At 62.2% G+C, this 11,918-nt stretch carries 12 protein-coding genes; 8 read left to right on the forward strand and 4 right to left on the reverse strand.

All coding sequences use genetic code 11. The annotated features are described in order from the left end of the window. The first annotated feature begins 2 nt into the window (after nt 1-2). Nucleotides 3-422, forward strand: coding sequence for a 6,7-dimethyl-8-ribityllumazine synthase (gene ribH, locus K5X80_RS10765; RefSeq protein ID WP_222557743.1), 420 nt, complete (start codon nt 3-5; stop codon nt 420-422). A 207-nt stretch (nt 423-629) separates the two neighbouring features. On the opposite strand, the gene eno is transcribed toward ribH, so the two are convergent. After that, entirely contained in the window at nt 630-1,916 is a 1,287-nt protein-coding gene (gene eno, locus K5X80_RS10770; protein WP_222557744.1) for a phosphopyruvate hydratase, read from the reverse strand. A gap of 171 nt (nt 1,917-2,087) precedes the next feature. On the opposite strand from eno, the gene K5X80_RS10775 reads away from it, so the two are divergent. From K5X80_RS10775 to K5X80_RS10795, 5 genes are all read left to right on the forward strand, one after another. Next, nucleotides 2,088-2,636, forward strand: a complete 549-nt coding sequence (locus K5X80_RS10775; protein ID WP_222557745.1) for a hypothetical protein — start codon at nt 2,088-2,090, stop codon at nt 2,634-2,636. 30 nt (nt 2,637-2,666) lie between these two features. Next, entirely contained in the window at nt 2,667-3,053 is a 387-nt protein-coding gene (locus K5X80_RS10780) for a phage holin family protein (RefSeq protein WP_222557746.1), read from the forward strand. Between the two features lie 3 nt (nt 3,054-3,056). Beyond that, nucleotides 3,057-3,401, forward strand: coding sequence for a hypothetical protein (locus K5X80_RS10785; protein WP_222557747.1), 345 nt, complete (start codon nt 3,057-3,059; stop codon nt 3,399-3,401). Further along, nucleotides 3,398-3,898, forward strand: a complete 501-nt coding sequence (locus tag K5X80_RS10790) for a hypothetical protein (protein ID WP_222557748.1) — start codon at nt 3,398-3,400, stop codon at nt 3,896-3,898. The genes K5X80_RS10785 and K5X80_RS10790 overlap by 4 nt, the downstream gene beginning before the upstream one ends. 69 nt (nt 3,899-3,967) lie before the next feature. Next, nucleotides 3,968-4,189 (forward strand): DUF4170 domain-containing protein, encoded by a 222-nt coding sequence (locus K5X80_RS10795; RefSeq protein WP_222557749.1) that lies wholly within the window; start codon nt 3,968-3,970, stop codon nt 4,187-4,189. 118 nt (nt 4,190-4,307) lie between these two features. On the opposite strand, the gene greA is transcribed toward K5X80_RS10795, so the two are convergent. The 3 genes from greA to carA all read right to left on the reverse strand — a co-directional run bounded on the left by greA (nt 4,308) and on the right by carA (nt 9,378). After that, nucleotides 4,308-4,775 carry a transcription elongation factor GreA gene (greA, locus tag K5X80_RS10800; protein ID WP_222557750.1) on the reverse strand — a complete coding sequence of 156 codons (468 nt, stop codon included), beginning with the start codon at nt 4,773-4,775 and terminating at the stop codon, nt 4,308-4,310. 113 nt (nt 4,776-4,888) lie between these two features. Beyond that, nucleotides 4,889-8,212, reverse strand: coding sequence for a carbamoyl-phosphate synthase large subunit (carB, locus tag K5X80_RS10805; protein ID WP_222557751.1), 3,324 nt, complete (start codon nt 8,210-8,212; stop codon nt 4,889-4,891). Next, nucleotides 8,212-9,378 (reverse strand): glutamine-hydrolyzing carbamoyl-phosphate synthase small subunit, encoded by a 1,167-nt coding sequence (gene carA, locus K5X80_RS10810; RefSeq protein WP_222557752.1) that lies wholly within the window; start codon nt 9,376-9,378, stop codon nt 8,212-8,214. The genes carB and carA overlap by 1 nt, the downstream gene beginning before the upstream one ends. Before the next feature lie 161 nt (nt 9,379-9,539). On the opposite strand from carA, the gene K5X80_RS10815 reads away from it, so the two are divergent. Both K5X80_RS10815 and dnaG read left to right on the forward strand, forming a co-directional pair. Then, on the forward strand, nt 9,540-9,992 hold the full coding sequence (locus tag K5X80_RS10815) for a GatB/YqeY domain-containing protein (RefSeq protein ID WP_222557753.1): 453 nt from the start codon (nt 9,540-9,542) through the stop codon (nt 9,990-9,992). Nucleotides 9,993-10,008: 16 nt separating this feature from the next. After that, nucleotides 10,009-11,916 (forward strand): DNA primase, encoded by a 1,908-nt coding sequence (gene dnaG, locus K5X80_RS10820; protein ID WP_222557754.1) that lies wholly within the window; start codon nt 10,009-10,011, stop codon nt 11,914-11,916. Nucleotides 11,917-11,918: the final 2 nt, after the last annotated feature.

The following is an 11,918-nucleotide window of genomic DNA, read 5'->3' on the forward strand; positions in this document are numbered from 1 at the left end:
CCATGGCCCATTTCCTTATTGTCGAAGCCCGTTTCTACGATCACCTGAACGATATGCTGGTGGCCGGCGCGCGTGGCGCGCTGGAAGCCGCAGGGCATAGCGCCGAAGTCATCACCGTTCCCGGAGCGCTGGAGATTCCCGGCGCCATCGCGCTGGCCCACGAATCCGAGCGCTACGATGGCTTCGTGGCGATCGGCGTGGTGATTCGCGGGGAAACCTATCACTTCGAAATCGTCGCGGGCGAAAGCGCCCGAGGGATCATGGCGCTGACGATGGACGGTATCGCCATCGGCAACGGCATCCTCACCGTCGAGGATGAGCAGCAGGCCATCGTCCGTGCCGATCCGGCGCAGAAGGATAAAGGTGGTGAAGCCGCCAAGGCAGCACTGGCGCTTTACGATTTACGCAGGCATTATGCTTGAATGATCTTACGCCGGACGCGGGATGGTTGCCGCTGCTATCCATCCCGTATCTGGCGTGTCTGCATGGCTCCGGTGGTGTCCTCCCTCAGCACTGGCCCGGACCATCAGCAACAATCAGGCCGCCCATCCCCAGGGATGAGCGGCCTGATTTTGTTCTGCAATCGTATGTGACCCGCCGCATCCGATTGGGCGCGGCGGATGCACCTATCAGCCGGCGCGGCGGCCGAAGCAGGCAGCGCCCGCATAATGCGCCGCCATGCCCAGTTCTTCCTCGATCCGGATAAGCTGGTTGTACTTCGCAAGCCGGTCCGAACGCGCCAGCGAACCCGTCTTGATCTGGCCGCAGTTGGTGGCAACCGCCAGATCGGCAATCGTCGCGTCTTCGGTTTCGCCCGAACGGTGCGACATAACGGCCGTGTACCCATTGCGCTGCGCGATGCTGACGGCTTCAAGCGTTTCGGTGAGCGTGCCGATCTGGTTGACTTTCACCAGCAGCGAATTGGCGAGGCCCTTGCCGATGCCCATTTCCAGACGCTTCGGATTGGTCACGAACAGATCGTCGCCCACCAGTTGGACCTTGTCGCCGACTTTGGCGGTCAGCGCGGCCCAGCCTTCGAAATCGTCTTCGCTCATGCCGTCTTCGATCGAGCGGATCGGATAGGCCGCGCACAGATCGGCCAGATAATCGGCCATCTGCTCACCGGTCAGCGAGAGGTTTTCGCCGGAGATTTCGTACTTGCCGTTCTTGAAGAATTCGGTCGACGCGCAATCCAGTGCCAGTGCGATATCGGTGCCCGGCTTGAAGCCCGCCTTTTCGATCGAGGCCATGACGAAATCGAGCGCATCGCGCGTGCTGGCAAGATTGGGGGCAAAGCCGCCTTCATCGCCAACCGCGGTCGCCAGACCCTTGTCATGCAGGCCCTTCTTCAGCGTGTGGAACACTTCCGCGCCCCACCGCACCGCTTCCGCAAGCGAAGCGGCGCCCACCGGCATGATCATGAATTCCTGGAAATCGATCGGATTGTCGGCATGTTCGCCGCCGTTGATGATGTTCATCATCGGCACGGGCAGGACGTGCGCCGACACGCCGCCGATGTAGGAATAAAGCGGCAGGCCGCGCGCATTGGCGGCGGCTTTCGCCACGGCAAGGCTGGTGCCAAGAATAGCGTTGGCACCGATGCGAGCCTTGTTCTCCGTGCCGTCCAGTTCGATCATCGCCAGATCGATATCGCGCTGGTCCTCCGCATCGAGGCCGAGCAGGATTTCAGCAATTTCGCCATTCACGGCGTCGACCGCCTTGGTCACGCCCTTGCCCAGGTAACGCGCCGTGTCACCATCGCGCAGTTCGACGGCTTCGTGCGCGCCGGTGGATGCGCCCGAAGGCACGGCGGCGCGGCCGAAACTGCCGTCGTCCAGCAGGACATCGACTTCGACGGTGGGATTGCCCCGGCTATCGAGGATCTCGCGGCCGTGGATGTCAATGATCGCGGTCATGGTTCAACGCTCCGTTTCATGCTGCAATGCGTTATGTTATGCATTGGGATAACGATGCGGCCTCCTAACCATGGGAACCAAGGCAGGCAAGCCGCGTTGGAAATCAGGCTGGAAAATGGCATTTTTCCTTGAAATAATCCCTCACTCCGCCACGTCAGAATAGGAACCATCATGGCTGATAGCTCCCCGCAGAAAAGCACCCGTTCCACCAAGGCCGAAGCAACCGAATCGGCCCCGGTCGACAACCGTGCCGAAGCAAAGTCGAAGTTCACTTCGGCTCTGGAAGAAGCCAAGGCCGGAGTGGCGGCCCTCGGGCGCGAAGCGCATACCCAGGCAGATACCCTGAAAGAGAAAGCTATGAACAAGCAGGCAAACTGGCAGACCGAAGCAAAGGCCTATGGCGAACAGGCCAAGGCGAAAGTGGGCGAACTGGCCCATGACGGTAAGGCCAAGACCAGCGAAGCGCTGACCGCGCTGGGCAAGGCCGTAACCGACAATGCCGCTGTGATCGATGACAAGCTGGGCGAAAAATATGGCGATTATGCCCGGTCCGCCGGCCGTTCGATCCAGGAAACCGCCGCCAAGCTTGATGCCAAGTCGGTCGATGAACTGGGTGAGGAAGCGCGTGAATTCGTGCGCAAGAGCCCTGGCCTCGCCGTTGGCCTCGCTGCGGTTGCGGGCTTCATGGTTGCCCGGATGTTCAAAGGCTCGAAAGATTGAGGCGCGGTTCCGGTTATCTGAAACTTCGCCATGGATGAAGGAAGCCACGAGTCCGTAAGCCAGCGAACCGTTGCATCGGATGGCGGCAATTCCTCGATTTTCGAGGATGTCGCCACTCTGATCGATGACGGCCGTACCCTGGTCGAAGCCGAACTGGCTTTCCAGAAGACGCGGATAGCCTATGCCGGGATACGCGGGCGCAACGCGGCGATCTTCGGCATCGTTGCTCTGGCGCTCGCAGTTCTCGCGGTATTCGCGCTGATCGTCGGCGCTTTGCTGGCTCTCGCTCCCTTGCTTGGGGCATGGGGAGCGACCGCGGTGGTGGCCGGAGTTCTGCTGGCGGTTGCGGCTCTTTGCGCTGTCTTGGCGCTTCGCAATGCCAAGTTGATCTCAAAAGCATTCCGGGACGAAGGTTGAGCGATGGGCAAACACGAACAGAAGCTCGCCGAATATCGTGATCTGCGTGATACCGCCCACGATGTGTTCCAGGCCGATGTGGAACTGCTGCGGATCGGCCTGACGCCCAAGGCGTTGGCTGATCGTGCGGGGGATCGGGCGGCCGATCTGACCGAAAGCATGGCGGAAACCGCCCGCCGCCATCGGGGCGCTGTGCTGGGCGGGCTGGCGGCGATTGCTGTGGGCAGCGGCGCGCTGCTCTGGTTCAAGCGTGAACCGATCGGCCGCGCAATTGGCGGAATGAAAGCCCGATTGGGCTGGGGAACACAAGGGGGCGACGATCTAGTTAAGAAGGATGACACGCCATGAACGCCGATCCCAAACTCCAGGAAATGCAACGGCGGGTGCAGGATGCATCGGCCCGCAACAGCCGCCGCCTTGCCGAACGTGCGGGCGAAGCACGGGAGAATGCCGTGGCTTTCGTTGGCGACCACCCCTTTACTGCCATTGCCGGTGGTGTGGTCGCCGGAGCTGTGTTGGCCACTCTTCTCCCCAAGCGCCGCCGCCGGGCGCAAAACGAGCCCGAAGACACGCGCACCCAGACGATCAAATGGCTGGCCCTCGCCGCCGATGCAGTCATCGCATTTGCCCAACAGAGCCTCGATTCAGCCCGCAGCGCCGGGCATGCTGGACAGAAAAGAATCGAACACCTAGGGGAACGCGTATCGGACGGCACTGCCGGTCTGCGCAAGGAAATCGGGCGTTTCGCCGATGAGGCAACGCAGAATGTCCGCAGCGCCGGCGAGCAGGCGTCCCAACAGGCAAAAAGCGTTGCCGGCCGGTTCGGTTCGCGCTTCCGCCGCTGACCCGCCGGAAAATCGTGGGAACTGTCCAGGAGGGGCCGTTCGTCAATTCATTTCGAAGGCCTAGAACATATGCAACTTCTTCATCTGGTCATGGGCGGCCGCGTCAAGAACCCCCAGAGCCTTGAATTCGCCGATCTGAAAGATATCGATCTGGTCGGTGTGTTCGGCAGCTACACCGAAGCCGAAGAAGCCTGGCGCAGCAACGCCCAGCGCACGGTGGACGATGCCGAAATGAAATATGTGATCGTACACCTGCACAAGCTGTTGGAACCCGAACTGCCCGGCGCTTGATACAGGTCATGGCTCCATCGTGGCGCACATGCGCCCGATGGGCCGCCTATCGAAAAACGCAAACGCGGCCTCACCATGGGTAAGGCCGCGTTTATCATGAGATTCGCAAAATAAGGCGTCAGATAAACTCGATCTTGTCGACGAGATAGAACCGGTCGCCCGAGGGGACAGTCACTTCGATCTCGTCGCCAACCTTGCGCCCGATCAGCGCCTTGCCCAGCGGCGAATTGTAGGAAATGCGTCCGACTTTGGCATCCGCTTCGGTTTGCCCGACGATTTGATAGCGCACAGGCTGATCGTCATCGTCCCGCAGCGTCACGGTGGCGCCGAACACGATACGGTCGCCCGAAAGCGATGTCGGATCGATAATCTGGGCCCGGCTCACACGGTCTTCGATATCGGCGATCTGCGCCTCTACCTGGCCCTGGCGTTCCTTGGCGGCATGATACTCAGCATTTTCGGAAAGATCGCCATGCGCGCGCGCTTCTTCGATCGCGTCGACAATACGCGGCCGTTCTTCCCTCAGGGCCTTCAGATCGGCGGTCAGCTTTTCATAGCCTTCCGCCAGCATGGGCACCTTTTCCATACGAACTTCCCCACTCGTTAGCAGCGTTCCCGGTCAAACCTTTCCCAGCTATTCCATGCCGTTGGGCTGGAATAGATTAGGTCCGATCCTGATGGCGGGAAGATGCGGGTGTCCTAACTGTAATAATCTTGAAGCGGCCGTACTTCAAGTTCGCTCGTTTTCGCGGCCGCAATCGCCTTCGCCACGGCGACCGATGCGGCGGCGGTGGTGAAGTACGGCACTTTGCCTTCCAGCGCCGAAGCACGGATCGACTGCGAATCCTTGTGGCTCTGCCAGCCTTCGGTGGTGTTGAAGACGATTGCGACATCTCCATCGATGATCTTGTCGACCACGTGCGGCCGCCCTTCGAGCACCTTGTTCACTCTCTCCACCGGCAGGCCGGCTTCGGAGAGGAAACGCTGCGTGCCTTCGGTGGCGATGACTTTGAAGCCATTGGCGATCATCTGTTCGACCGCAGGCAGGATCACCGCCTTGTCGCTGTCCTTCACCGACACGAACAGCACGCCCTGCTCCGGCAGGCGCAGCCCGGCCCCCAACTGCGACTTGTAGAACGCCATCGGGAAAGCACGGTCGATGCCCATGACTTCGCCAGTCGATTTCATCTCCGGCGACAGCACCGGATCGGTGCCGGGGAAGCGGGCAAACGGGAACACGGCCTCCTTCACCGCCATGTAATCCACCGTGCGGCGAATGCCGGGCAGATCGGCGAGCTTTTCACCCGCCATCACGCGCGCTGCGATCTTCGCGACGGGATCACCGATCGCCTTGGCGACGAACGGCACCGTGCGGCTGGCGCGCGGATTCACTTCGATCAGGTAAACCTCGCCGTCCTTCACCGCGAACTGGATATTCATCAGCCCACGCACGTTGAGGCCATTGGCCAGCGCTTCGGCCTGCCGTTCCATTTCGGCAATGATGTCGTCAGACAGGCTGTAAGGCGGCAAAGTGCACGCGCTGTCGCCCGAGTGGACGCCCGCTTCCTCGATGTGCTGCATCACACCGGCAACCACCACCTGATCGCCATCACACAGCGCATCGACATCGCATTCGATCGCATCGCGCAGATACTGGTCGATCAGCACCGGGCTGTCGCCCGACACGTTCACCGCCGTGGCGATGTAATTGTCGAGTTGCGCTTCGGAATCGACGATTTCCATCGCCCGCCCACCGAGGACGTAGGACGGACGCAGAAGCACCGGATACCCGATCCGCGCGGCCACGGCCGCCGCTTCATCACGGCTGCGCGCGATGCCATTGGCAGGCTGGCGCAGACCGAGCTTTTCGACCAGCGCGGCGAAACGTTCGCGATCTTCGGCCAGATCGATCGCATCGGGCGACGTGCCGAGGATCGGAATCCCCGCATTGGCCAGCGGCTGCGCCAGTTTCAGCGGGGTCTGCCCGCCGAACTGCACGATCACGCCGGCCAGTTCGCCCTTGCTCTGTTCCACGCGCAGGATTTCCAGCACGTCTTCCGCCGTCAACGGTTCGAAATAGAGGCGGTCTGACGTGTCATAGTCGGTCGAAACCGTTTCCGGGTTGCAGTTGATCATGATCGTTTCGAACCCGGCATCTTCGAGCGCGAAACAAGCATGACAGCAGCAATAATCGAACTCGATCCCCTGCCCGATCCGGTTCGGCCCGCCGCCGAGAATGACGATCTTGCGCCGGTCGGACGGCATGGCTTCGTCTTCCGGTTCACCGAACGTCGGCGCTTCGTAAGTCGAGTACATGTAAGGCGTGATCGCCTCGAACTCCGCCGCGCAGCTATCGATCCGCTTGAACACCGGATAGACGCCCAGCTTGTGGCGCAGTTCGCGCACTTCTTCCTCGCTGGTGGCACCGGCCATGGCGCGGATCGCATCGTGCAGCAGGCCCGAACGCTTGGCCTGGGTTTCGCCCAGCCCACCCGCGACATGGACCGAACGCACGGCCAGCGTGGCCAGTCGCTTGTCCGAAAAGCCCATCGCCTTGATCCGGCGCATACCGGCGGCGTCAGTCGGCAGGCCATGTTCGGAAATCTGCGCCTCTTCCGCGATGATTTCCTCGATATGGCGCAGGAACCACTTGTCGTAAGCCGTGATCGCGTGGATCTCGTCCACGGTGAAGCCTTCGCGGAAAGCCTGCCCGATCTTGAGCATGCGATCCGGCGCGCGCACCGCCAGCGCGGCGGTGATTTCCTCGCGCCCGGCCCCTTCCAGTTCGATCACACGGTTGAACCCGTCGAGCCCGGTTTCAAGGCCGCGCAGCGCCTTCTGCACGCTCTCCTTGAAATTGCGGCCGATGGCCATGACTTCGCCCACCGATTTCATCGCGGTGGACAGCTCGGCCTTGGCGCCCTTGAACTTTTCGAACGTGAACCGGGGGATCTTCGTCACGACATAATCGATGGTCGGTTCGAAGCTTGCCGGAGTGGCGCCGGTGATCTCGTTGGTAATCTCGTCCAGCGTGTAACCCACCGCCAGCTTGGCGGCGACGCGCGCAATCGGGAAACCCGTCGCTTTCGAAGCCAGTGCGGACGAACGCGACACGCGCGGATTCATCTCGATCACGATCAGGCGACCATCGGCGGGATTGACCGCGAACTGCACGTTGGAACCGCCGGTTTCGACACCGATTTCACGCAGCACGGCAATGCTGGCCGAGCGCATGATCTGGTATTCCTTGTCCGTCAGCGTCAGCGCCGGGGCGACAGTGATGGAATCGCCCGTGTGGACCCCCATCGGATCGACGTTTTCGATGGAGCAGATGATAATGGCGTTGTCGTGCCGGTCGCGCACGACTTCCATTTCATATTCCTTCCAACCGAGAAGGCTTTCCTCGATCAGAACTTCGGTCGTCGGGCTGGCATCGAGCCCTTCGCGCACGATGCGTTCGAATTCCGCCTTGTTATAGGCAATGCCGCCGCCCGTGCCGCCTAGCGTGAAGCTGGGCCGGATGATCGCGGGCAGGCCCGTGGTTTCGAGCACTGCAATGGCTTCGTCCAGTGTATGCGCCACGCCGCTGCGCGCGCTTTCGAGGCCGATCTTGTCCATCGCTTCGCGGAAACGCTGGCGGTCTTCCGCCTTGTCGATCGCATCGGCGTTGGCGCCGATCATAGTCACGCCGAACTTTTCGAGCACACCCATGCGTTCGAGATCGAGTGCGCAGTTCAGCGCCGTCTGCCCGCCCATCGTCGGCAGCAGCGCGTCAGGGCGTTCCTTTTCGATGATCTTGGCGACGACATCGGGCGTGATCGGCTCGACATAGGTCGCATCGGCCATGTCCGGGTCGGTCATGATCGTGGCGGGGTTGGAGTTGACGAGGACCACGCGGTAGCCCTCCTCCTTCAGCGCCTTGATTGCCTGAGTGCCGGAATAATCGAACTCGCAAGCCTGGCCGATGATGATCGGGCCAGCGCCGATGACGAGGATCGAGGAGATGTCTGTGCGTTTGGGCATTAGCCGAGCGATCCCACGAATTTCTGAAAGAGATAGAAGCTGTCCATCGGGCCGGGCGAAGCCTCCGGATGGTATTGCACGCCAAAGGCCTTCTTGCCTTTGATCGCGATGCCACAATTCGAGCCGTCGAACAGGGAAACGTGCGTTTCTTCGATCGTATCCGGCAGGCTGGAATTATCGACCGCGAAGCCGTGATTCATGCTGGTGATTTCCACCACGCCGTCTTCAAGGCGCTTCACCGGGTGGTTCGCCCCGCGATGGCCCTGATGCATCTTGGCGGTTTTCGCACCCACGGCAAGACCGAGCATCTGGTGGCCCAGACAAATGCCGAAAATCGGCACATCGCGTTCAAGCAGCCCCTGAATCACGGGCACGGCATATTCGCCGGTCGCCGCCGGATCGCCCGGGCCGTTCGACAGGAACACGCCGGCGGGATTGTGGGCCAGCACATCTTCCAGTGCCGTCTGCCCTGGCAGCACGGTCACACGGGCGCCGGCCTGCACGAGATTGCGGAAGATATTGTCCTTCGCTCCAAAATCGAGCGCCACCACGTGCGGGCGGCCCTCATCGTCAGCAGACGCGTAGCCCTGGCCCAAAGCCCAAGCCCCGCCGCGCCATTCTTCCTGCGCCGTGCGGCTGACCTCCTTGGCCAGATCCATGCCTTCGAGACCGGGCCACTGCCGGGCCTTCACCAGAAGCGCGGAAAGATCGAATTTTCCGGCGGGATCGTGAGCGATCACGGCATTGGGCGCGCCCGACAGGCGGATACGGCGCGTCAGCGCGCGGGTATCGACGCCCGAAATGCCGATCTTGCCGTTATCCGCCATCCAGTCGCCGAACGTGCGCTCCGCCCGGAAGCTGGAAGGCTGGGTGACGTCTTCGCGCACGACGCAGCCCACGGCCCCGTCCACACGCGATTCGATATCTTCCTGGTTGGTTCCGACATTGCCGATATGAGGGAAAGTGAACGTGACGATCTGCCCTGCGTAAGAAGGGTCAGTCATCACTTCCTGATATCCGGTCATGGCCGTGTTGAAGCAGACTTCGCCCACCGCGCTGCCGGTGGCGCCGAAGCCCTTGCCCCAGATCACGGTGCCATCGGCAAGAACCAGAACGCCGGTCGCCCCATCGGGTTGGGGCGCGTGCAAAGAGGCGGCGTCGGCCATGGGGCAGCTCCGTCAGTAAAAAGGGTTTTGGCGATGTGCGCTAAGGCCCAGCGGCTAGACGCGGGCGGCCCCCGGGTCAAGCTATCGGTAAACAAATATATCCGCTAGGATATCCAACCCGTTTGAACGGCTTCCTAATTCACTGAAAAGAAAGTTCCCCGATGCTCCGCGATTCGCTTACGCAGGCCCAGAAAGACGCCATGAAAGCCCGCGACAAGGATCGCTTGGCCGCGATCCGCCTGATCCTCGCCAAGATCAAGGACCGCGACATCGAACTGCGCACTGCCCCGGCTGCGGGCGACGATGACGCGGTCATCAGCGAAGTGCTGCAGAAGATGGCCAAGCAACGCCGCGAATCCATCACCATGTACGAACAGGGCGGACGCCAGGAGCTGGCCGATCAGGAAAAGGGCGAACTGGCGGTGATCGAGGAATTCCTCCCGCAACAGATGTCCGATGCCGAAGTCAGCGCCGCCATCGAATCGATCAAGGCGGAAATCGGCGCCGAATCGATCAAGGATATGGGCAAGGTCATGGCCGAACTGAAAACGCGCTTTGCCGGGCAGATGGATTTCGGCAAGGCGTCCGGCCTCGTAAAGGCCAGCTTCGGCTGAACGCAGCCAGAGGCCGATGTCTCTTTCCCCCCAATGGCTTGACGAGCTTCGTTCGCGCATCACGCTTTCCGGCGTTATCGGGCGAACGACGAAGCTGACGCGCGCCGGGCGGGAGTGGAAAGCATGCTGCCCCTTCCATAACGAGAAGACGCCCAGCTTCACCGTCAACGACGAGAAAGGGTTCTATCACTGCTTCGGCTGCGGTGCGCATGGCGATGCGATCCGCTGGATGACCGATCAGCGCGGCCTCACGTTTATGGATGCGGTGAAGGAACTGGCTGCGCAGGCGGGCATGGAAGTCCCCCGCCCGGATCCCCGTGAGGCGCAGCGGGCCGAGCAGCGGGCCGGATTGCATGATGTGATGCAGGCCGCGCAGGATTGGTTCGTGGCCAGCCTTGCCGGACCGGATGGGGCGGCGGCACGCACCTATCTGGAAACGCGCGGCTTCAACGCCCGCACGATTGAGCGGTTCGGCTTCGGCTATGCCCCTGATAGCCGCACGGCGCTCAAATCCGCGCTGGAACAGTTCGACGAAGCCATGCTGATCGAAGGCGGCTTGCGCATCGCGGTGGACGACAAGCCGCCCTATGACCGGTTTCGCGGCCGGTTGATGCTCCCGATTCAGGACGCGCGCGGGCGGGTGATCGCTTTTGGCGGCCGCATTCTGGCGAAAGACAAGACCGACGCCCCCAAGTATCTCAATTCCCCCGATACCCCGCTGTTCGACAAGGGGCGCACGCTTTACAATCTCCATCGCGCGGGCCCCGCATCGCGCCAGAGCCACCGCGTGATCGTCGTCGAAGGTTACATGGACGTGATCGCGCTGGCAGCAGCCGGAATCGAGGAAGCTGTCGCCCCGCTCGGCACGGCGCTCACCGAACAGCAGATCGAACTGCTCTGGCGCATGGTCGATGTCCCGATCCTGTGTTTCGATGGTGACGCAGCCGGGCAGCGGGCGGCGATGCGCGCGGTTACACGGGCCCTTCCCCTGCTCCGCCCCGGCCATTCCCTGACCATCGTGCGCCTGCCGTCGGGGCTCGATCCGGACGATCTGATCAAAACGCAGGGCCGCGCCGCGATGGAGCAGTTGCTGGCCAACCCCGCCAGCCTGCTGGACACGCTATGGGCGCACGAGCATGCCGCGCGGCCGCTTGCCACGCCTGAAGACAAGGCCGGGCTCAAGGCGCGGCTGATGGATCATGTGGATGCCATCGCCCACCCCGACATCAAGGGGCTCTACCGCAGGGAACTGCTCGACCGCTTTTCCGCGTTCGCTTATCCCCCCCGCGAAGCCCGCCCGGCATTCACACCGCGCGGGCCCGGCGCGCGCGCCTTTTCCGGCCGCTCTCCCCAACCTGCCGGGCTATCCGAAGGCGCGGCGAATCGCCTCCGCCATCTTGCGCAGGGCGGCGGGCGCGATGGGCTGGTTCATGCCGTTATTGCCGGGCTTGCGCGATTCCCGGACCAATTGCATCGCCATGCGGAAGCGCTGGCGTCATACGCGGCACCCGATGCGGGAACGGCACGCGCGATCGACATATTGCTCGATCATGCCGAAACGCTTGAAAAAGGCGAAACTAGCCCCATAAAAGACCTGCAAAGCCTTGCAATGCCGCCGGATCATGCTCGATATTCCTTCCTGCTGGAAGACCCACATCCGCAGTCTGCCCGCGAGGACTTGGCCGAAGCCGTCGCCCAACTGGTGGAACGGCCCGCTCTCGAAGCCGCTCTCGCGGCGGCGACGGCGCGGTTCGATTCGGATCCGGACGGCGCCATTGCCGAGCAGCAGCGCCTGCGCGAAAGAAAGCTGGCGTTGGACGACCGGTTGAGGCAATTGGCGCGGCAACGCGTTGCCGCGCCGGCACAGGATGAGTCATCGTCTTCTGCCGCCCACGCGGCACAGGGCGAACAGGGAATGGACTAAAA

It is taken from the genome of Caenibius sp. WL, from assembly GCF_019803445.1.
Taxonomy (GTDB): domain Bacteria; phylum Pseudomonadota; class Alphaproteobacteria; order Sphingomonadales; family Sphingomonadaceae; genus Caenibius.